Source organism: Rhodococcus sp. 27YEA6, from assembly GCF_044908235.1.
GTDB lineage: Bacteria > Actinomycetota > Actinomycetes > Mycobacteriales > Mycobacteriaceae > Rhodococcus_F > Rhodococcus_F qingshengii.
Genome location: NZ_JBIYCY010000008.1, coordinates 59,883 through 81,780, shown reverse-complemented (window position 1 = coordinate 81,780; position 21,898 = coordinate 59,883). Strand labels below are relative to the sequence as shown.

The 21,898-nt window shown below is 63.6% G+C and carries 17 protein-coding genes; 7 read left to right on the top strand and 10 right to left on the bottom strand.

Features of this window, described 5'->3' with window-relative positions:
• Positions 1 to 15 precede the first annotated feature (15 nt).
• The gene (locus ABH939_RS20745) at positions 16 to 603 is read left to right on the top strand and encodes a DinB family protein (protein WP_065456370.1); all 588 of its coding nucleotides are present in this window, start codon (positions 16 to 18) and stop codon (positions 601 to 603) included.
• 1 nt (position 604) lies between these two features.
• On the opposite strand, the gene ABH939_RS20740 is transcribed toward ABH939_RS20745, so the two are convergent.
• Together ABH939_RS20740 and ABH939_RS20735 are read right to left on the bottom strand one after the other, a co-directional pair.
• On the bottom strand, positions 605 to 2,167 hold the full coding sequence (locus ABH939_RS20740) for a YfcC family protein (RefSeq protein WP_221742491.1): 1,563 nt from the start codon (positions 2,165 to 2,167) through the stop codon (positions 605 to 607).
• Positions 2,164 to 3,540 (bottom strand): M20/M25/M40 family metallo-hydrolase, encoded by a 1,377-nt coding sequence (locus ABH939_RS20735; protein WP_080726737.1) that lies wholly within the window; start codon positions 3,538 to 3,540, stop codon positions 2,164 to 2,166. The genes ABH939_RS20740 and ABH939_RS20735 overlap by 4 nt, the downstream gene beginning before the upstream one ends.
• Before the next feature lie 150 nt (positions 3,541 to 3,690).
• On the opposite strand from ABH939_RS20735, the gene ABH939_RS20730 reads away from it, so the two are divergent.
• Genes ABH939_RS20730 through ABH939_RS20715 form a run of 4 tightly spaced genes read left to right on the top strand, consistent with a single transcriptional unit; the run spans position 3,691 to position 10,669 of the window.
• Positions 3,691 to 4,326: a TetR/AcrR family transcriptional regulator gene (locus ABH939_RS20730; protein ID WP_019746323.1), complete on the top strand. Its 636-nt coding sequence runs from the start codon at positions 3,691 to 3,693 to the stop codon at positions 4,324 to 4,326.
• Between the two features lie 24 nt (positions 4,327 to 4,350).
• The gene (locus tag ABH939_RS20725; RefSeq protein WP_064073621.1) at positions 4,351 to 6,048 is read left to right on the top strand and encodes an AMP-binding protein; all 1,698 of its coding nucleotides are present in this window, start codon (positions 4,351 to 4,353) and stop codon (positions 6,046 to 6,048) included.
• Positions 6,045 to 9,242: a carboxyl transferase domain-containing protein gene (locus ABH939_RS20720; RefSeq protein ID WP_404650055.1), complete on the top strand. Its 3,198-nt coding sequence runs from the start codon at positions 6,045 to 6,047 to the stop codon at positions 9,240 to 9,242. Before ABH939_RS20725 ends, ABH939_RS20720 begins: the two co-directional genes overlap by 4 nt.
• A gap of 56 nt (positions 9,243 to 9,298) precedes the next feature.
• Entirely contained in the window at positions 9,299 to 10,669 is a 1,371-nt protein-coding gene (locus ABH939_RS20715; protein WP_404650053.1) for a sulfatase, read from the top strand.
• Here ABH939_RS20715 and cysC read toward each other — a convergent pair.
• The 8 genes from cysC to ABH939_RS20675 form a co-directional block, all read right to left on the bottom strand.
• Positions 10,666 to 12,546 (bottom strand): adenylyl-sulfate kinase, encoded by a 1,881-nt coding sequence (gene cysC, locus ABH939_RS20710; RefSeq protein WP_058038087.1) that lies wholly within the window; start codon positions 12,544 to 12,546, stop codon positions 10,666 to 10,668. The two genes, ABH939_RS20715 and cysC, sit on opposite strands and share 4 nt — an antisense overlap.
• Entirely contained in the window at positions 12,546 to 13,460 is a 915-nt protein-coding gene (gene cysD / locus ABH939_RS20705) for a sulfate adenylyltransferase subunit CysD (protein WP_404650052.1), read from the bottom strand. The genes cysC and cysD overlap by 1 nt, the downstream gene beginning before the upstream one ends.
• Entirely contained in the window at positions 13,457 to 14,266 is an 810-nt protein-coding gene (locus tag ABH939_RS20700; RefSeq protein WP_007735934.1) for a trehalose 2-sulfotransferase, read from the bottom strand. Before ABH939_RS20700 ends, cysD begins: the two co-directional genes overlap by 4 nt.
• A 122-nt stretch (positions 14,267 to 14,388) precedes the next feature.
• Positions 14,389 to 15,330: a copper resistance D family protein gene (locus ABH939_RS20695; RefSeq protein WP_404650051.1), complete on the bottom strand. Its 942-nt coding sequence runs from the start codon at positions 15,328 to 15,330 to the stop codon at positions 14,389 to 14,391.
• Positions 15,331 to 15,334: 4 nt separating this feature from the next.
• A complete protein-coding gene (locus ABH939_RS20690) occupies positions 15,335 to 15,853 on the bottom strand; it encodes a copper resistance CopC family protein (RefSeq protein ID WP_003944137.1) in 519 nt (172 codons plus the stop codon).
• Positions 15,853 to 16,515, bottom strand: a complete 663-nt coding sequence (locus ABH939_RS20685; RefSeq protein WP_404650050.1) for a YcnI family protein — start codon at positions 16,513 to 16,515, stop codon at positions 15,853 to 15,855. The genes ABH939_RS20690 and ABH939_RS20685 overlap by 1 nt, the downstream gene beginning before the upstream one ends.
• Before the next feature lie 52 nt (positions 16,516 to 16,567).
• Complete coding sequence (locus ABH939_RS20680) at positions 16,568 to 17,083, bottom strand: hypothetical protein (protein ID WP_003944165.1); 516 nt, start codon at positions 17,081 to 17,083, stop codon at positions 16,568 to 16,570.
• Positions 17,084 to 17,097: 14 nt separating this feature from the next.
• Positions 17,098 to 17,751 carry a DUF6474 family protein gene (locus tag ABH939_RS20675; RefSeq protein WP_003944178.1) on the bottom strand — a complete coding sequence of 218 codons (654 nt, stop codon included), beginning with the start codon at positions 17,749 to 17,751 and terminating at the stop codon, positions 17,098 to 17,100.
• Positions 17,752 to 17,875: 124 nt separating this feature from the next.
• On the opposite strand from ABH939_RS20675, the gene ABH939_RS20670 reads away from it, so the two are divergent.
• Together ABH939_RS20670 and ABH939_RS20665 are read left to right on the top strand one after the other, a co-directional pair.
• Positions 17,876 to 19,432: a TM0106 family RecB-like putative nuclease gene (locus tag ABH939_RS20670; RefSeq protein ID WP_404650114.1), complete on the top strand. Its 1,557-nt coding sequence runs from the start codon at positions 17,876 to 17,878 to the stop codon at positions 19,430 to 19,432.
• A gap of 138 nt (positions 19,433 to 19,570) precedes the next feature.
• Positions 19,571 to 21,898, top strand: a complete 2,328-nt coding sequence (locus tag ABH939_RS20665) for a bifunctional diguanylate cyclase/phosphodiesterase (RefSeq protein ID WP_030535863.1) — start codon at positions 19,571 to 19,573, stop codon at positions 21,896 to 21,898.

Genomic DNA, 21,898 nt, shown 5'->3' with positions numbered 1-21,898 from the left:
GTTTAGGTTGGTTTCATGACCACCAACTCGGAAAAGGAAGATCTCCAGCGGTACCTGCAGGCAGCACGTGATGCGCTCGTCTGGAAGCTCGACGGGCTGTCGGAGTATGACATTCGGCGCCCGATGACCCGGACAGGGACCAACTTGTTGGGTCTGGTCAAACACATGATCGGCGTCGAGCTCGGGTATTTCGGTCCGACGTTCGGCCGTCGGGTTCCCGATCTCCCCGCGTGGTTGCGTTCGGAGGAACTCAACGTCGACATGTGGGCCCGCGCCGACGAGTCCACTGCCGACATCGTCGAAACCTATCGCCGCACCTGGGCTTTCGCCGACGCCACGATCGAGGAGCACGATCTGGACGCCCCCGGCTTCGTGAAGCACTGGCCGGAGGATCGTCGCGACGTCACGCTGCACCAGATACTCGTTCACGTTGTCACCGAGACCCATCGGCACGCCGGCCACGCGGACATCGTGCGGGAGCTGATCGACGGCGCCGCGGGGATGAAAGCGGGCGACAACAATCTGGCTCCCGGCGATGAGGCGTGGTGGGCCGAGTACACCGACCGTCTGGAGACGGCGGCACGCCAGGCCCACCACGCCTGAACTACTCGAATACCGCTGCTGCGCCGATCACCACGACAACGATCACGAAGTTGATCAGTAGCAGTGGCCAGACGAAGCGCAGGAACTTGTCGTAGCCGACCTTCGCCATGGCCAACCCGCCGACAACGACGACGTTGGTCGGGGCAACCATCAGCATCAGGCCGTGGCCCATCTGGAAGGCGGTGATGACGAGTGCTCGGCTGACTCCGGCAAAGTCGCCCAGCGGCGCGAGCAGCGGCATCGCCAGGGTGGCGTGACCGGAACTGGACGGGATCAGGAACGCCAGCGGGATGTTGACGAGCATCACCAGGATCGCGAAGACCCCCGCCGAAGCGCCGCTGACCAATTGCTCCATCGCGTTGAGGATGGTGTCGAGGGTTTCGGTGTTGGTCATGATCACCGAGACGCCGCGAGCGAGCAGGATGACGATCGCCGGTCCGACCATGTCGCCGGCTCCACGCGTGATCAGGGAGACGATCTTCTTCTCACCCATCTTCGCGACTATGCCGACGAGAACGGCGGCGAGGATGAACAGCATCGCCAATTGCGGGAACCACCAGTTCAACTCGAACCAGTAGGGCTCGGTTGCCGTGACGTGGTACGCGTCGTACTCGGCCGGACCGGTAGTGGCGCCGAAGATGCTCGACCACGGGATGACGGAGAAGATCATCAGTCCGAAGGTGAGTCCGGTGATGAGCAGTACCAGCTTCTGAGTTCCGGTGAGCTTGCCGTCGATGTCCACCGGCTCGGCCGGCTCTTCGTCTTCGTCGTCCGCGATGTCGAAACCGACAAGCGACTTGGACGGATCCTTCTTCACCTTTGCGGCGTAGCGGAGAACGAATGCCACTGCCACAGCGGTCAATACGATCCACAGGATCACGCGCAGCACGATGCCGTCACCGATGGAGACGCCTGCCTCACCGGAGGCGACGCCGATCGAGAACGGATTGACGGTCGACGCCATGTTTCCGACCAGAGCGCCGAGGATGATCATGGTGGCCGCGACCATGCGGTCGTAGCCCAGTGCCGTCATCAGCGGTATGAGCAGGGCGTAGAAGCCGAACGTCTCGACCGAGAAGCCCATTGTCGAACCGAGCAGCGAGAACAGCACCATGATGACGGTGATGAGCAACCAGCCCTTGTCGCTGAGCTTGGTAGCGAGTTGGGAGACAGCGGTTTCGAGACTGCGGGTGGCAAAGCTGACCGAGATGAACGCACCGAGCGCCATGATGAAGAGGACTACGCCGACCGAACCGAAGAGCCGTCCGATGTTGTCGGTGTCGACGAACCCGGTGATCGAATCCTGGACGCCGTAGAGGCCGTTGACGGGGGAGAGGATCAGTTGCTGGATTCGTTCCCAGAACGACAGCGGAGACGTGACGGTTTCGAAGCTGCCGGGAACGGGTGAGCCGTCCACGTCGACGCCGAAGCGTCCGGCCGGAATGAACAGTGCTGCAATCCATACCAGGACGGTGACGATCGCGAGCATCGTGACCGCGCCGGGGAACTCGAACTTCTTCTTGGCCGGAGTAGGTGCGGACCCCGTGTCGGTTTCGGTGCTCATTTCTTCCCCTCGAAGGTGTCGGCGTACTCCTGGAAGAACAGTGCTTTGGCGACGACGGCCTTCTCGAGCTCGTCGAGCAGGACGCGTTCGTTGGGGCCGTGGATGTTCGCGTAACCGTCGGTGGCGCCGAACAACAGCTTCTCGGCGGTGGGCACTGCTGTATCCAAGGCCATCACGAGGGGGATCGAGCCGCCGCCTGCCATCAGCCCGGCCGGCTCACCCCACGACTGCGATAGTGCAGACAATGCCGCGTCGAAGGCCGGTCCACCTTCGGCTGCCGCAAACCCGTCGCCGGTTTCTCCCGCGGTGACGGTCAGTTGCAAACCGAAGGGGCGCAGGGCTTCCAGGTGCCGGACCAGAGCAGCCTGCGCCTCGGTGGCAGGTTGGCGCGGGTGTACGCGCAGATTGATCACGGCGCGGGCCGTGCTTGCGACGGCGTTGACCGCACCGTCCACAGGGGGAGCGTCGATTCCCGTCACGGTGATGGCCGGGCCCGACCAGATGCGTTCGCCGATGCCGCCGGTTCCGAGCAGCGGAAGCCCGTCACGGATCTCGGCGAGGGTGCGGAACTCGTCCTCGGTGTATGAACTGCCGGTCCACGGTTCGCGCATGAGGCCGTCGACCGCCACGTCACCGTTGTCGTCGTGCAGCGACGCCAGTGCGCGGATGAGCGCGAGGCGGGCGTCCGGTGCGGCGCCGCCGTAGAGGCCGTTGTGCTTGTCGGCTCCGAGAGTGGTGAGTTCGACGATCACCTGGGCCGATCCGCGCAGTGCGACGGTCAGGGTCGGTGATCCGGGTCGAACGCTCCCGACGTCGGCGATGACCATTGCGTCGGCCGCAAACAATTCGGGGGCTTCCGGCGGATAGTTGTCGAAGGGGCTGCCGAATTCTTCCTGGCCTTCGATGACGAGCTTGACCGTCACTGGCGGCTTTCCGTCGAAGACGCGAAGCGCGCCGATCATGCCGATGACGTTTGCCTTCGAATCTGCCGTACCGCGGCCGTAAATCGCGCCGTCACGCTTGCTCGGTTCGAAAGGCGGTGAATCCCAGAGTTCGACGTCGTCGGCGGGAACGACGTCGTAATGCGAATACATCAATACGGTCGGGGCTCCCTCTGGACCGGGAACTGTTGCAATGATGACCGGCGCAGTTTTACCTGTTATTTCGAGTTTCTCTATCTTCGTGACTCCGGACTTCTCCAATAGAGAAACGATCAGGTCGTGAGCCTCGAACAGGGGCTCGCTGGGGAAACCTTCTGTTGCTATCGACGGAATACGAACAAGTTCGACGAGTTCCGACTCCAGTGCCGGCATCAAAGCTGCAACTGTTTCCTTGATTGTGGAATAGGAGGGCGAGGCGGATTCTTCCGGCACGGAATTGACTCCTTCTGGGAAAGGCGAAAAACATTAGAGGCAGAGTCTTACACCCGATATGCGGGGTGTGAAAGGGTGACCCGAACAAAAAGCCGAAGTGGGGCGCCGGGCTCGCGATTCTTGACATTGACGTCAACGTCAACACACACTGTGACGGTGACCACCAGTGAAACGCAGGAGCGAGCGCGGACAGCCCGCAAACTCGGCGACGGTCCACGCCGTGCCGGACTGCTCGACACCGCTGCCCTCTGCTTCGGCGAACTCGGATACGACGCCGTGACGGTCGAGACGATCACGACCAGGGCTGATGTGTCCCGGGCGACCTTCTACGCGTACTTCTCGTCGAAGGACGAGGTCTTCCGCGCCGTCGCCGAAATGATGTGCCGACGCTTCCTCGACGCTCAGCACATGGAGGGCCCGGCGGCCGAGGATCTACGCGAAGTTCTCCGAACGACCACGTCGGCGTTCATCACGGCCGTGTACACCTACGGTGACCTGCTCGCGGTGATCGAGCATCGGGCGCGGGTGGATTCCGAGGTCGAGCGCAGTTGGTCGGCGGTTCGCGAAAAGCTCGTGAGCCGCTACGTCCGCTTTGTCGAACGGATTCGACAGGTTCACGACGTAGATCCCTGTGTTTCGCCCCCGGTGCTCGTTCAGATGATCTCGGACGCACAGATGGCCGGTGGAGCACGACTGAGTAAGGCGAGTGTCGAAGAGCAGAACCAGTTCATTGCAGATATGACGACGATGTCCGAGCGGTTGATCGGGTTCGAAGAGTCGAAATAGATTTTTTTACGAATGGAGTGATCGGTGGCAGAACAAGACGTGCTCGAAGCGGCTCTGGCGGAGATCTCTGCGCTGCAACACGCGCATTGGCCCGCCGGCATTCCCCGCGCCGTCGAGTATCCGCTCGAAGGTGGGGGACTTGTCGATTACTTGCGGCATTGGGCGATCGAGCGGCCGGATACTCCTGCCATCGTCTTCTACGGCCGGGTCATTACGTATTCCGAATACGACGAGCTTTCGGATCGTTTTGCCGGATGGCTGCTGTCACTCGGAGTCGAACGCGGCGATCGCGTCGGCGTTCACCTGGTCAATTGCCCTCAGTTCCATATCGCGATGCTCGGCATTCTCAAGGTCGGTGCCGTTCACGTGCCGATCAATCCACTCTTCCGTGAACATGAATTGATTCACGAACTCAACGATGCCGGCGTCAAGGTCCTACTGACGCAGAACACCTTCTCGAAGTTGGTGAAGAAGGTTCGCTCACAGACTCCACTCGAACACGTCGCGAAGACTGCAGTGTCGGACATGCTGACGGCGATCCCGACCGTCGAACTGCCCTTCGAGGTCGACGATCCGCGCCTGAGCGACTGGCAGTCGATCATCACCAGTGAGCGGGCGACTCCTGTCGCCACCGAACTCGATTCCCTCGCCGCCCTGAACTACACGGGCGGAACGACGGGAATGCCCAAGGGCTGTGAGCACACTCAGCGCCACATGGTTTACACCGCGGCCACCGCGACGCTTGCGGGCGGTGACCAGGTGGGTGCCAATCCGCCGGTGTCCCTGGTGTTCTTGCCGATCTTCTGGATCGCAGGTGAGGACTTCGGCATCCTGGTTCCGCTCGTCAACGGCGGAACCGTGGTCCTGCTGAATCGTTGGGATGCGGAGACCACGCTCGACGCTGTCGAGGCTTACGGCGTGACCTCGCTGGTCGGAACTGTCGACAATTACGTCGAACTGATGGACACGCCAGGATTCGCGGAGCGAAATCTCTCGACACTCCAGAACGTCATGGCAGTTTCGTTCGTTCTCAAACTCGATCCGGCCACGCGCCAGCGGTGGCGCGAGGCTACCGGCGGCGTTCTGCGCGAAGCGAGCTACGGCATGACCGAAACCCACACCGCGGACACGATCACCCTCGGCTTCCAGGACGGCGACTACGACCTGAAAAGCGAGCCGGTGTTCTGCGGAATTCCGGTGCCCGGCACCGACGTTCTGATCGTCGATCACGACGGCAGGCCGGTTCCCGTCGGCGAGCACGGGCAGATCATCGTGCGCAGCCCGTCCATCCTTTCCGCGTACTACCGCAACGAGGCGGCCACCGCCGACGCCATCCGTGACGGCTGGCTGCAGACCGGTGACGTCGGAAAGTTCAGTGAGCGTGGCGGTTTGCACTATTTGGCGCGGAACAAGGAAATGATCAAGACCAACGGCATGAGTGTCTTTCCCTCCGAGGTGGAAGCGCTGCTCATGCTGCACCCGGCGATCGAAAAGGCTGCGGTGGTGCCGAAACCGGACCCGGACAAGGGGCAGGTGGCTTTTGCGTTTGTCCAACTGGTCGAGGGTTCCGACACTGCGGCCGACGAGATCGTCTCGTGGGCCAAGGAGAACATGGCCACGTACAAGGTGCCCGAAGTGGAAGTGCTCGAGGCGCTTCCGATGACAGCGACAGGAAAGGTGCGCAAGGGCGATCTGTTCGAGCGCACTCAGGGGGACAAGTGAGACTGCTGATTGCGAACCGCGGCGAAATTGCGCTGCGGATCATTCGAACTGCCCGTGAACTCGGGATCGAGACGGTGTCGGTGTACGCCGAGGACGACGCGTCCAGTCCGCACGTCGCGGCGGCCACGGAGTCGGTGCCGCTCGGAGCGTCGGGCGCATCCGCGTACCTGGATCAGAGCGCACTGCTGAAGATCGCGGCCGAAACGGGCGCCACGCACGTGCACCCGGGCTACGGATTCCTCAGTGAGAATGCCGAATTCGCGCAGGCGTGTACCGAGGCGGGCATCGTCTTCGTCGGCCCGGACGCCCAGGTTCTCCGGACTTTTGGCGACAAGGCCAGCGCCCGCACTGCGGCGGTCGACTCAGGAGTGCCGGTCCTGCCGTCGACATCGGCGAACGCCGACCTCGACGAGGTGCGTGAATTCTTCGAGCGCAACTCCCGCGGCATCATGATCAAGGCGCTCAGCGGCGGCGGTGGCCGCGGCATGCGCGCGGTGCGTGACCCGAAAGCACTCGACGACGCGTACCGTGTGTGTGCGGCCGAAGCCCAGTCGGGATTCGGCAGTTCGGCACTGTTCGCCGAGGTACTCAGTGAGCACGCTCGGCACATCGAAGTGCAGATCGTGGCGGCACCGGGGCAAGGTGGAACCCACGCGCTCGCTCTGGGTGACCGCGATTGCAGCGTCCAACGTCGCCATCAGAAGTTGATCGAGGTTGCGCCCGCGCAGGGGCTGTCGGGGGCCCTGCGCGAGCGTCTTCACGCTGCGGCGGCGAGGCTGTGCGCCGAGGTCGGCTACCGCGGCATCGCGACGGTCGAGTTCCTCGTCGAGGAACGCGGCTTCGTCTTCCTCGAGGTCAATCCCCGAATTCAGGTGGAGCACACGGTGACCGAAGAGGTCACCGGAATCGACCTCGTCGCCGTGCAGCTCGCGATCGCGGACGGAGTTCCGTTCGAGAACCTGGAACTGCCAACAGGGATCATCGCTGTCGAGAAGGGCTCGGAGACAGTCGGATCCGTGGCAAACGCTTCGGGAATCGCGATCCAGACCCGCGTCAACATGGAAACCATGACGCCGGACGGCAATGCGTTGCCCTCCTCGGGCACGCTCGACAACTTCACTCCTCCGGGCGGGCCCGGTGTGCGCGTGGATACCTTCGGTACGGTCGGGCTCTCGCCGAGTGCGCGTTACGATTCGCTCTTGGCAAAGGTGATCACCCACACGCGTCGATCGGATTTTCCTGCCGCTGTGCGCAAGTCGATTGCTGCTCTGAGTGAGTTCACCATCGACGGCGTGGCGACCAACATCGAGTTCCTGCAGGCAATACTGTCGGACAAGGACTTCCGCGACGGCCTGGTCGACGTCGACTGGTTGGGTTCTCGATTGGCGGACCTCGTCCCCGACGTTGGCCCACAAACGCCCTCCTCGTCTGTGGACGTGGCACCGGACGAGGATGTGGTCCGTGCACAGATGGCGGGCATCGTCGTCGAACTCGCGGCAGTCGGTGACGGCGTCCATGCGGGTGGCCAGGTTGCCGTCCTCGAGGCGATGAAGATGCAGCATGTTCTCTCGGCGCCCGGTGATCTCGAAGTGGTCCGGGTCCTGTCGTCACCGGGGAGGTCGGTGGGTGCGGGCGAACCGTTGCTCGTCGTCCGTAGTGCAAGCGCGGGATCGAAGCTCGCCGAGGTCGACGAGGTGGACCTCGACGACGTGCGTCCCGATCTCGCGGAGATCATCGCTCGCCACGAGGTGACCCTGGACGCGGCGCGGCCTGCGGCAGTGGCGAAGCGCCACAAGCTGGGACGCCGGACTGCTCGCGAGAACGTCTACGACCTGGTCGACGACGACAGCCTGGTCGAGTACGGCGCTCTCGCACTGGCTGCGCAGCGCAGTCGGCGAAGCGAGGAAGACTTGATCGCCAACACTCCTGCTGACGGTCTGATCGGCGGAGTGGCGACCATCAGCGGCGGCGAGAGCGTCGTGATCTCGTACGACTACTCGGTGCTCGCCGGTACCCAGGGCATGCGCAATCACGCCAAGACCGACCGCCTGCTCGAGATCGCCGATCGCAAGCGAGTTCCGGTAGTGCTGTTCGCGGAAGGCGGCGGTGGTCGCCCCGGTGACACCGATGCAGGGGCGGGAGCGGGCCTGGAACTGGGAACCTTCCGTGCCATGGCGGCGCTGAGCGGCCGCGTACCCATGGTCGCTGTCGTGTCTGGCCGCTGTTTCGCGGGCAACGCGGCCCTGGCTGGCGCGTGCGACGTCCTGATCGCGACACCGGACGCCAATATCGGGATGGGTGGTCCTGCCATGGTCGAGGGCGGCGGGCTCGGAAACTTTCGCCCCGAGGACATCGGCCCCATCGACGTGCAGCGCCGCAACGGCGTCGTACACCTGGTGGCTGACGACGACGCTCATGCAGTGGCGCTGGCCAAGCAGTACCTCGGCTACTTCCAGGGTGCGAGCGGAGAGTGGACGGCTCCGGATCCGCGGCTCTCGCGGCATGTGGTGCCGGAGAATCGCCTGCGCTCGTACGACGTTCGTGGAGCGATCGACGCAATCGCGGACGTCGACAGCGTCCTGGAACTGCGTCGAGACTACGGACGCGGTGTAGTCACCGCACTCGTTCGTGTCGAAGGAGTGCCGTACGGTGTGCTGGCGAACAGCAGCGAGCATCTCGGCGGCGCGATCGACGCGGAAGCCTCGGACAAGGCTTCGGATTTCCTGGAACTGCTCGAAGCGCACCGCATCCCTCTGGTGACGCTGTGCGACACACCGGGATTCATGGTGGGCCCGGATTCGGAGGAGGAGGCGACGGTCCGAAGGTTCGGCCGGTTCTTCGTTGCCGGTGCTCGCCTCACCGTGCCGTTCGGAACGATCATCCTGCGCAAGGGTTACGGGTTGGGCGCCATGGCAATGGCCGGTGGTTCCTTCCACGCCCCCGAGTTCACGGTCGCGTGGCCGACGGGCGAGATCGGGCCGATGGGTCTGGAAGGTGCTGTTCGTCTCGGTTTCCGCAAGGAACTCGAGTCCGTCGAAGATCCGGTGGCTCGGGAAACGCTGTTCGGTCAGTTCGTGGAACTGGCCTACGCACAGGGCAAGGCGCTGATGGCGGCGACCACGTTCGAACTGGACGACGTCATCGATCCGGCCGATACCCGCGGATGGATCAGACAACTCGGCAGAAACAGTTGAGATCCTGCTGATTCGAGCTGTTGCCGCACGTGGGCGGGGCAACTAGCCTTGCCCACGTGTCGGCTGCGCGAGATAACGTCCTGATCATTCATTGGCACGACCTGGGGCGGCACCTCGCGAGTTACGGTGTCGCCGGGGTCAACAGCCCCCATCTCGACCGGCTGGCGGCAGAAGGCATCCGGTTCACCGACGCACACGCGACGGCGCCGCTGTGCTCGCCTTCGCGCGGATCGCTCTTCTCGGGCAGGTATCCGCACAACAACGGTCTGATCGGGTTGGCGCACCACGGCTGGGAGTACCACGCTGAGGTGCAGACGCTCCCGCAGATCCTCTCCGACAACGGTTGGTACACCTCGCTCTTCGGCATGCAGCACGAGACTGCGTATCCGAAGCGACTGGGCTACCACGAGTACGACGTCACCAACTCGTTCTGCGACTACGTGGTTCCGCGTGCCCAGAACTGGCTACGACGCTTCCCGCCCGAGCCGTTCCTGCTCACCACGGGATTCTTCGAAACGCATCGCCCGTACCCCGCCGATCGCTATACCCCGGCGGACACCGCAGCCCTGGAGGTCCCCGGATACCTTCCGGACGTGCCACAGGTGCGCGAGGATCTGGCCGAATTCCACGGCAGCGTAGAGGTGGCCGACGCCGCGGTGGGGGAACTGCTCGCGACCCTCGAGGAAGAGGGGCTCGACGAGAACACCTGGGTCTTCTTCCTCACTGATCACGGCGCGGCGTTCCCGCGTGCCAAGTCGTCGCTCTACGCCCCGGGTACCGGTATTGCCTTGATCGCTCGGCCTCCCGCGCGGTATCGCAGTGGCGGAAAGGAATACGAGACACTGTTCAGCGGTGTGGACCTTGTTCCGACCATTCTCGATCTCCTCGGTATCGATGTCCCCACCGAGGTGGAAGGGCGCTCGCACGCCGATGCCCTCGTCGATCGTGGAACCGAGCCGTCCGAACCTGTCCGGACCTCCTTGTTCACGGAGAAGACCTTTCACGACAGTTTCGATCCCATTCGAGCGGTGCGTACCAAGGACTACAGCTACATCGAGAACTACGCCGTCCGCCCCGCTCTGGATCTACCGCTCGACATCGAGGACAGTCTTTCCGGAAAAGCGCTCGGCACCGAGCATCTGGCGGTACGCGCACCCCGGGAGCTGTACGACCTTCGTGCCGACCCTGACGAGAAGATCAATCTGATCGATCGACCGGAAGTCTCGGCAATACAGGCGGAATTGTCCTCGCAGCTTCACACGTGGCGCGCCGAAACCGATGATCGTCTCCCGGACGAGGCATTGGGAAGCGCGATGGCGGTGCACCGCATGGCGGCGTACCTCGAGAAGATCGGTGTCCGACCCAACGTGCGGTCCGCCTACAGTGCGGACCGCGGTTACCTCGAGTCGGACACCGAAAACCCCTAGGGCCTTGCGGCTTCGCGCTCCTCCAACAATGCGATGACCCGCTCGACCAGCTCGTTGATGTCAGCGCCGGTTGTGTCGAATGCCAGGTCCGGGTCCTCCGGCGTCTCGTAAGGCGCGTCGATTCCGGTGAGCCCCTTCAGTTCACCCGCCCGCGCACGAGCGTACAGGCCCTTGGGATCTCGACGTTCGCATTCTTCGACGGGAGTGGTGACGGCAACTTCGAGGAAGGTGAGTCCGGCAGCTTCGTTGAGAGCGCGCGCAATTGCTCGATCCGAACGCAGCGGCGAAACCATCGACGCGATCGCCACGACGCCGGCGTCGGCGAACAGTCGAGTGAGATGCCCGACGCGTCGGATGTTCTCGGCTCGGTCTCCCGGCGAGAACCCGAGATCGTCGGAGATACCGTGGCGGACGTTGTCACCGTCCAGCAGATACGCGGTGCGTCCCGCGTCGACCAGCGCACGTTCGACAGCGACTGCGACGGTGGATTTTCCGGATGCAGGTAGGCCGGTCAACCAGATCGTCGCGCCCCTCTGGGTGGTAGACGCCCACCGCCGTTGACGTTCGAGTGAGGACGGATGCCACTTGATGTCGTTGCGGGTCTGCTCACCGGGAACGACGACGCGTGGCTCGAGAATGGTGCCGGCGCCGACGGTGTCGTTACTCTGCTCGTCGATCAGGATGAAGGCGCCGGAGTCCCGATTGTGGTCGTAGGTGTCGGCGACCACCACGGAACTGGTTCGGAGCGTGACCGTTCCGATGTCGTTGAGTCCCAATTCGACTGGGCTGTCCTGCTCGTCGAGCGTTTCAGGATCGAGACGGGTGTGCAGTTCTTGGACGGTCGCTCGCACGGTCCGGGACGTGTGTTTGAGCGCTATCCGATCGCCCGCGCGCAACGGTGTGTTGGACAACCAGCAGATCGTGGCTTCGAGTTCTCGGGCCAGAACCGGCAAATGAGCCTGCGCACCGCCACTGACCAGAACGTCGCCACGTCCGACGTCGATGTCGTCGGCCAGTTCCACCGAAACCGACAGTGGTGCAACGGCAGTACTGCGGTTGTCGTCGAGAGTGTCCAGACTGATCACGGTGCTCTTCGATCCGGACGGCAGGACCACTACCTCGTCTCCGACGCTCAGTGTGCCTGCCGAGATCCGGCCGGTGTACCGGCGACGATTCTGCGGATCGGGGCGCGAAACCCATTGCACGGGAAGCCGAAGCTCCTCGATGTGGGTCGCGGGCGCATGGAGTTCGACGCCTTCGAGGTACTCGAGCAGCGTCGGCCCCTCGTACCACGCGGTGTTCTCGGACCGCGTCACGACATTGTCGCCGGCTTTCGCGGAGACCGGTATGGCGAGTACGTCCTCGCGTCCGACTTGCCGTGCCAAGGCCCGCAATTCTTCCTGCACCTGAGCGAATCTCGCTTCGTCGAAGTCCACCAGATCGATCTTGTTCACCACGGCTACAAGGTTCGGAACACCGAGCAGTGCGGCGATTCTGGCGTGCCGACGGGTCTGACGCAGCACGCCGGTCCTCGCGTCGACCAGCAGGACCGCTACGTGAGCGTTGGATGCTCCGGTGAACATGTTGCGCGTGTAGCGTTCGTGCCCCGGGGTGTCGGCGAGTACGTAACTTCTTGTCGGGGTGGAGAAGAATCGGTACGCGACGTCGATCGTGATGCCCTGTTCACGCTCGGCACGTAGTCCGTCGGAGAGTGCAGCCAGGTCGGCGACACCGTGCTCGTCGGTCACGGAATCGAGGTGATCGGTTGGCAGACTGTCGGTGTCATGCAACAGTCGGCCGATCAGCGTGCTCTTGCCGTCGTCGACGCTACCCGCCGTGGCCAGTCGCAGGAGTTGGCGAGTGATGGTGGTCGTCATCAGAAGTAGCCCTCACGCTTTCGGTCTTCCATCGCGGCGACCGACGTTCGGTCGTCTGCGCGAGTCTCGCCTCGTTCGGAAACCGTCGCGACCGAGATTTCGGTGACGACGTCGTCGATAGTGGTGGCGTGCGATCGAACGGCGCCGGTGATGGTCAGATCGCCGACGGTTCGATATCGCACCCACTCGGTCGTTGCCGCGGCGTTCTCGGCGTCGGTGCTGAATTCGGAAGCAGCGAGGAGCATTCCGTCGCGCTCGAATACCCTCCGCTGGTGCGCGAAATAGATGGACGGCAGTTCCAGTTCCTCCTGGGCTATGTAGCGCCAGATGTCGAGCTCGGTCCAGTTGCTCAGCGGGAAGACACGAACGGACTCGCCGCGTCTGATCCGACCGTTGTAGAGCGACCACGGTTCGGCCCGTTGCGCTCGCGGGTCCCACTGGCCGAACTCGTCACGGAAGCTGAGGACTCTTTCCTTGGCGCGCGCACGTTCCTCGTCCCGGCGGGCGCCGCCGAACGCGGCGTCGAACCTTCCAGCTTCGAGAGCGTCGAGCAGGGTTCTGGTCTGCAGGCGGTTTCGCGATCCGCTGGTCTCGGTCGACTCCTGCACTCTGCCCTGGTCGATCGAATCCTGAACGGAAGCAACCAGAAGTGTGTGCCCGCCCTCCTTGATTCGGCGGTCGCGAAATTCGATGACCTCCTCGAAATTGTGACCGGTGTCGACGTGCAGGACCGGGAAAGGGAGTGGGGAGGGCCGAAACGCCTTCTCGGCCAGACGAAGCAGGACTATCGAGTCCTTGCCGGCCGAGAAGAGCAGGACCGGTCTCTCGAGTTCTGCCACCACCTCTCGAATGATGTGAACCGCTTCGGATTCGAGAACTCGGAGTTCGTCGACGACATCGGTGACGGTGCTCATGTGACGGGATATCCGTTCTGTTCGGCGTCGATGCGATAACGCTGCACCCATTCGCGGGATCGTCCGTCGCTCTGACGACGCAGCGGCGGTGGCGGGGCCAGTTGTCCGTCGAGGCCGAGGGAGATGAGGGTTTTTGCGACCACGGATTGCGGGTCTTCGGTGAGATCGCGGAACCCGACTTCGATGGGAGAGATGTCCTCTTCCTCGAACCAGCGCTTCCATTGGCGTTCCTGCTCACCGAGAATCGTCACCAGGTGCGCGATTCCGACTGCGTTGTACTGTGCACCGTCCGAGAGATTCGGTGGAGTCGCGTCGTCGCGCCAAACCTGTGTCTGCACGGCGCGCCACATCGACACAGCTTGAGCGACGACATCTTCTCGATAGACGTGGATGAACTGCAGGTCGTGATCGAGGGTGTCGTGGAGTGCGGAACGTAGGTCCGTCCCACTGCGCCAGGGCAATCCGGCCGCGCGATCGAGTAGGAGCGGCGTCTGGTTCCACATCAGCTTGCCACCCCAGACTCCGTTGGGGGTTCGGCCGAGTTCGAGAAGTTGTGTGCGCCACTGTTCGGAGGTGCGAGTGTCCGGCGTGCCCGGGTGGAACGGGGCGAGCAGACCCAGGACGGACTCGTCCGTGACGTCTTCGAACCACTGCCTCGGTTGCGGCGATCGCGAGGTCTCGGGGAGGTACTGGAAGAACTCTTCCGGCTCACCCGCGACCCCGGTTGCTCGCAGGGATTCGACCAGCAAAGTACTGCCGCTGCGCTGCGAAGCGCAGACGAGAAACGAGCGTTGGGCCTCCGTCATGCGAGCAACGCTAAGGGGGGCCGGAAACCGCCGCAAGCTGGGAAAATAAACTCACGTAGAGGTTAAATCTCGACGTGAAACGTTAAATGTGCGGGTCACGAAATGTCGCGCCGAGGCACGTCTTACGCAGTTGTCGCAAGGGCCGCGGCAAGCCCGAATGCGATGGCCATGAAGACAACTTCACCGATGGCGCGACGCAGGGATCCGTCCGAACTCATGCGGTGTGCAGCGCTCGCGACCACCCATGTCCGGCGCCACCACCATCCCAGGGCGACGAGCAGTCCGATCGCCACGATCTTGGCGAGGATCACCCGGCCGTATGCGGTGTCGTAGAAGGCGGAGAGTGAGTCGAGTCGCACGACGGCGTTGACGATACCGGTGACGACCAGCGCGAGGACGCATCGCCAGGCGAGAGCGGAGTACTTGGGCAACCAGATCGCCCAGGCACCGCGCGACGGTACGGCAAGCGCGAGTGCGGCGAGCACGCCGAACCACAAGGCCGCAGCGAGGACGTGAACGGCGTCGAGGATCGATCCGAAGCTCTGCTGCGCCATGTGCCCGGTGATCGGGCGGGCAGCGAGCGCCAACGCGGAGACGACCAATGCCGGTGCGACGGGCACCGTCTCGGGATTGGTGAATCCGTAGATGCCGTAACAGACGACGGCAAACGCGCACGCGATGATCGCGACGCCGACGCGGCCGACGTTGACCTCGGAGACGAATGCGCCGAAGTGCCCGATGGTCAGCGAGGTGACCGGGGCGCCGTCGGCCGCTGCGGCATTGAGCACGAGGAGCGTGATCTCGGCGACGAGCCACACTGCTGCCACCGCGGTGAGCTGAGTCCACATGACGGCGGGGGTTGTTGCCGGGCGGCGTGCACTGCGGCCCATCCAGGCGAGCGTCGCGATGCCGAGCGTCAACGAACCACATCCGATCGCGAGAACGCGGACCGTGCTCGACGATTCGGGTCCCGACGGGCTGGCGAGGCCCCAGGCGATCAGGACTCCCAGCAGAGCTGTGGGTACGGCAAACAGCAACCACCACCTGTTTGCCGTACCCGTCACGCGATCAGCTCGACTTCGGCTTACGGAGCACGAAGAACAGCGCACCGCCGAACACGACGACGCCGGCGACGATGAAGATCCACACCGGCATGCTGCCGGACTCCGACTCACCCGTACTCGACGCGGCGGCAGCGCCGGGAGTGCCCGACCCCGCCTCGGTGAGGGTGAACGTCAGGGTTCCGTTGACGGGGTGACCGTCAGCGGAGGTGACGCGGTACGCGATGGTGTAGACGCCGGTCGGCCCGAGATCGCCGAGGTCTGCACTGACAGTGGGTCCTTCGACGGACGGATCGCTCTTGGTCCAGAGGTTGCCGTCCGGGCCGGTGACGGTCAGCGCCGCGAACTGTGCCTGCAGAGCCTCGTTGAACGTGACCGAAACCGTGTCAGGCGCAACCTGAATGGACGCACCGTTTTCCGGGTTGGAGCCGACGACCGCGGAGTGTGCACTGGCCGTGCCCATTCCGAGCATCGTGGCCAGCATCGCGAGCATGCCGACGGCGATGACCTTGATCCGGGTACTCATCAGCGCTTGCTCCTGACCAGTGCGCCGAGGCCGAGTGCAGCGCCCAACGCGCCGAGCACCAGGCCGACGCCGCCGAGCCAGCGGGCGGTGTTGTCCGACGAAGAGTCAGAGGCTTCGGATGCGGCGGACGTCTCGGCAGCAGGCGCTCCGTGGGCATCGCCGGTGGACGCGGCGAGAGTCAGCGTCGGGGCGGGCTTGTCCGGCTCGCTGCCGTCGGCAAGCTCTTCCTGATCCCAGTTGACGACGTTGCCGTCGCTGTACGTCTGGACGGCCTTGAACTCGACCTCGTCCTGCTCCGGCAGCGGGCCGGCAGAAAGGACGAACTGCTGGAACTGGCCGGGGGCGATTCCGACGCCGGGGTCGGCGGTCCACGTCACGGACTTGGCGACCAACGAGGTGGGGTCCTTCTCCACGACGGCGGTCCAGCCGGGCATCGGTTCGGTGCGTGCCGACTTGAGGTCGGGGAGCGCCACCGTCAGCTTGGTGGTCGAAGCGGTGTCGGATTCGGTGGGCACGCGGAACGTGAGAACGGAGTATCCGCCCTGCGCAGCTCCTGGTGCGACGACGCTGACGTGTGCTGAAGCAGTTCCGGCGGCCAGCAGCACGGCGCTGCCGGTAGCGACGGTCGTGACAACCGCGCGCGAAATCAGGGTGTTCTTCATGTCGGGAAGTGTCCTCTTGGTCTGGTGAAGGGGTGGGGCGTTCTACGAATCTTCAGACCAGGGCAGGAGGACCGCGCCGCGAGATGCTGGCGCGAAGTAGAGCGTCGACAGGTCCGTGATGGATTCCGGTCGAGACGGTGTGGCCGCGGGAAGTGACGGCGGCGGGAGCCAGGGACGCCAGGACGACGTGAAGAGCGTGGGTGACAACGCGGTAGAGGCGCTCGGCGGCCAGGACCGCCACCGCACAGGCGACGGTGGCACCGGCGTGAGCACCGAGCATCACCAATCCCGGAGCGGGCGAATGAGCGTGCTCGGAGAGCGTCATGGTGGTGTGCGCGGCGAGCTGACCCAGGCCAAGGGCCACGATCAGGGCAGCGGGCCCCCGTGAGAGGGCGGGAAGGGTGGCCGTCACGGCGCCGACGGTTGCGCAGACGGCGAGCAACAGGGTCAGCGACGACGACTGTGGCAGCTCGCCTCCGCCGATCCCGTGCGCGGCGACAGCGAGAGCAGCCGAAGCGGAGCCGACAGCTGTCCCCCGGAGGGTCGCGGTCTGCTCGGCTGCTCTCACTGGCGTTCTCAGGTCTAGCGCACGCCGAGACGTGCGAGCAGATCTGCTTCGACGCCGTCGAGTTCGGAAGAAATCGCCTGGTGAGCTGCTTTACGGCGAGCCTGCGGCATCTGCTCGGCAGCGCGAACTGCCGTGCTGAGGTCGCCGAGGCGCTCACGGATGGCGGCGGCGAAACGCTGCGTCTCCGCGTCGTCGGGCTTGCGGCTGAGGATCTCGGTGACCGAGCTCTCGGCGCCGGCGATACGAGCGCTCAACTTCGCGCCGTGACCGGTGTAGTCACCGAGCTGGTCGACGGCGATGCCCATCTTCTGTGCACGCGTGGTGTCGAGCTGGGCGCGCACCGCCGTGGCTGCGCGGTAGGCGATCGGCAGGAGAACGGGGGCAAGCAGACGTGCCACTCCCAGGTACTTACGCACCTTGGCGACGGTCAGGCCCTGATTCGCAGCGGCCTTCTCCTGCGCCTTCAGGGTCGCGATCTGCGCCTTTTCGATCTTGTGCTGTGACTCGATCTCGGCTTTCTCCAGCTTCTTGAGCGACTTGGTCTCGACCTTGTCGCGCTTACGCTGGCTCTTGGCGTTGAGCTTCGCCTCGACCTCAGCCTTGTGCTTGAGAGCCTTTGCCTCCGCCTTGCGGGTGGCACGAGACTTTCGCTTCTTGAACAACCCCATCGAAAAGGACCCCGTTTCCAGGTGTTTGTGTGTTGCCAGGTACCTGCGCTTCGGCTTCAGCCTAGGGGAGCACATAATCTTCGTCATCGTGTGTTCCGTTAACAACCCCGCGCCCCAGCTCCCGATCATCGATTCGGGGGCGTTGACCCGATGCCGTCATCGGGTGCGTCTGGACGGGTTGTTTCCCGGGAAATCGGCTTCGGAACCCGTCGACACCGGCATCAAGCAGCGCCAGGATGCCGCGATCGCGAAGCGCGCGGAGATCGCCGAACTCGTGATCGGTGCTGCTCCCGAGCGTTGGGTGAAGATCAACCCCGACCAATCGGCGTCGGCTCAGGCTCGTGACACTCTCACTGCCTGTGAGGCCGGCGCAGACCGGATCTGGGGCGCGGTCTTGCCGGTCGAGCGCGACACCGGACGCAAGGGCCGCTGCGAAATGCTGATCCGTGACGACGAGGGTGGCGGGTACATCCCCGTCATTGTCGTCAATCACAAGGTGACCGATCCCGGCCAGGGCGCGATCACCTCGGGGCTCTTCGAATGGGAGCCCGCGGCCGATCCCAAACGCAAGGTCCGCAGTCAGGTCCGCGATCAGATGCGCGTCGCGCAGGTCTATCGGATGCTCGAGCGTCGTGGGCTGGCGAGCCCATCGCTGACGGCAGGCGCGATCGGATACAACGGAGACTGCATCCTCGTCCACGACCTCAGCGCGATTCTCGACGATTACGACAAGCGTTTCGCCGACCGTATCGCTGTGGCCCGCGGTGAGGTGCTGACGTCTCCGTCACAGGTGAGCGAGTGCAAGTCGTGCTCGTGGTGGACCGAATGCAAGCAGGAGTTGGTTCGCAACCGCGACGTCAGCCTGGTGGCTGTCGGATCGCGGGCCGAGCTTCTGCGCGACGTCGGCTGCAACACGATCGATCAGCTGGCCGCCTGGGACGGTGAGCCGCTCGAGGATTGGCCGCACGGAAATTTCGACGACGCAGTCGTGATCGCCAAGGCGTGGTTGGCAGATGCTCCGTTGGTGCGGCGGTTCGAGAAGATCTCGGTGACTCGGGCGGACATCGAGATCGACGTCGACATGGAGAGCTATCAGGAGCACGGCGCGTACCTGTGGGGGACGTTGCTCAATGTCGGCGGCTTCTCGATGTATCGAGGATTTGCGACGTGGGATCCGCTGCCGACGCGTGACGAGGCGCGGTCGTTCGCAGAGTTCTGGGGCTGGCTGATGGCGGAGCGTGCCGCGGCCGCTGCTTCGGGTAAAACCTTTGCCGCATACTGTTATTCGCGTTCAGCCGAGGACAAGTGGTTGTTGGACTCGGCGCGCAGGTTTGCCGGTGAACCCGGGATTCCGAGTAAGGACGAGATCCGCGAGTTCATCGACAGTCCGCAGTGGGTCGACATCTATCAAGCAGTGAGTGATCAGTTCATCTGCCCGAACGGAAAGGGGCTCAAGAAGATTGCGCCCGTCGCCGGCTTCAACTGGCGTGACGCCGAGGCCGGGGGTGAAGCGTCGATGGCGTGGTACCGCGAGGCGGTCGGCTACGACGGTGAGCCGGACGAGACGCAGCGGACACGCATCCTGCAGTACAACGAGGACGACGTCATTGCCACCAAGGTCCTCCGTGAGTGGATGACGGACCGCGCGGAGAAGGAAATTCCGCTGGCTTCCGAGTTGTAGCGCTGATCCGTTCTGTCGCAATTGTCTGAAACATCCTATTTAACAGTATGTTTCAACTCGTAGTTTCTCGTCATCGTGTGTCCGGAACCCGCATCCGCGCTACCTTCATCTGGTCGGCTCCACGATGGAGGGTGTTGCATGCTGAGCAGGCTGACTTCGAGTGCGAGCGACGCCGAACTGTCTGACGTCGAGCGGCGCGACCTCTTCGCACGCCAGATACTGCAGGTGACGACGGTCGCGCCACTGGCCAACATGGTCAATGTACTCAGCGTGTGCGCTTTGCTTGTGTATGTCGTACCCCCCGGTCACAACGAGTTTCGGGTGATCTGGGGTTCTGCGGCCTTCTTGGTCGTCCTCAATTCGGTGCGCGTCTGGATACCGCGAGTCGTCCTGAAGGGCCGGTACACGCCCAAACATACGACGAGGTACGACTACTGGGCGCTCATGCTCGAGGTGATCCTGCTCGGGCTTCTGCTTGTCGTTCTCGCCGCCGCGATGCTTCCCGTGACGGACAACTCGCGAAAGCTTGTGCTTCTAGCGACATTCGCCGGAGTCATGGGCGCCGGCGCCGTAGCATTGTCGACGGTTCGGTCGATAGCGGTAGCGTGGATTCTGGTGCACAGCATCGGATTGCTCGTCGTTATCCTGCCCAAGAGAACTACGGAATATGCTGTCCTCTCGTTCCAGTTGGTCGTGTACTCGGTGACACTGATTATCGGCGTCGTGTACCTCTGGGCGTCGTTCCGAAGTCGTTGTCTTGCCGAGTTCGAGGCTGCTGCCGAGCGCCAGACGGTCAGTTTGCTTCTCGACGATTTCGAGGGTGGGTCACGCGACTGGCTGTGGGAAGTCGACACCACCGGGACGTTGTCGCACACCTCCGCTCGGCTGTCGCAGATCTCGGGAGTTCCCGTCTCCGACTTGCGAACCCTGTCGCTGCGCGGATTGTTGGATCGGCTCGACGTGGGTTCGACGAAGAGTGGCCGAGCCGCGGTCCAGGTCATCGGAGATCACCTCGACCGCCTCATGCCGTTTCGAGAGGTCGTCATTCCCGTTCGTGTCGACGGCGTCGACCGATGGTGGTCTCTGTCGGGTCATCCCAGGCTATCCGAGGCCACGGAGTTCGTGGGTTGGCGAGGCGTGGGCTCGGACATCACCGAGAAGTACAACTACGAGCGGCGAATTCTGTGGCTTGCTGCAACCGACGGACTGACCGGGCTCCCGAATCGCCGGACGTTCGGCTCGGAGCTGTCCGACGCGCTCGGCACCGTCCGAACCGGCGAGGAAGTCCTTGTCGGAATCCTCGACCTGGACAATTTCAAGTCGGTGAACGACACGTTAGGGCACCCTGTCGGTGACAAATTGTTGATTTCCGTTGCTGCACGGCTCAATCGGGTGGTCGACGGCGCCATGTGTGCGCGAATCGGTGGTGACGAATTCGGCGTCGTCTTGCGGGGAACAGGGGACGGCGGAGAGGTGTTCGCTCGCTATCTGGATGCATTGCGTGAGCCGTTTTACGTGCGGGGGAATCGCATCGAGGTTCGTGCATCGATCGGCTATGCCGGCGCACCCGCAGATTCCGAAGATGCGGACACGCTTGTCATGTCCGCCGACCTGGCGCTGTATGCGGCAAAATCCGCCGGCAAGAACCGGGTAGGAAGATACTCACCGGTGCTGCGGGCGCGGGCCAGGGAGCGAGCATCGGCCCTGCAAGAACTTGGGCTTGCGATCGAGTCTCGGCAGTTCGAGTTGTACTACCAACCGCAGGTTCGTGCGGACACCGGCCGCGTCGAGGGTTTCGAGGCACTGCTTCGCTGGAATCACCCGGTGCGGGGCGTGCTTGCACCGCACATTTTCATCGATGTCGCGGAGGAGACCGGCTTGATAGTCCCTCTGGGGCTTCAGGTACTGAACATGGCGTGCGCCGAAGCCGCGACGTGGCCCGACGACACTTACGTGACGGTGAACGTCTCTCCGGTGCAACTGATGTCGTCCGGGTTCGGATCGGCCGTGAACGATGCGCTGGAGGCAAGCGGTCTGTCCGGCAAACGGCTTCAGCTGGAAATCACAGAGACGGGAGCAGTGGAGGAGCTTGCCGTCGCCGAGTTGGATCGCCTGCGTGCCACCGGAATTGCGATTGCCCTGGACGACTTCGGAACCGGCTATTCGTCTTTCGAGAGTTTGAAGAAACTGCCGTTGGACATCCTCAAGATCGACCGGTCGTTCATCACCGAACTGAGCGAGGGTGATTCGGCAGTTGTCACTTCGGTGGTCGAGGTGGCGAAGGCGCTCGGTATGCAGTCATTGGCGGAAGGCGTGGAGACGGCCGACCAGCTGAGGCTCTTGCTTACCGCCGGTTGCGAATTGGTTCAGGGTTACTACATCAGCCGACCGATGCCGGCGAAGGAAGTAGCCGAGTACCTCAGCGCAACTGCCCACTCCAACGGTGGGTATTTTCATTCGTTCTGA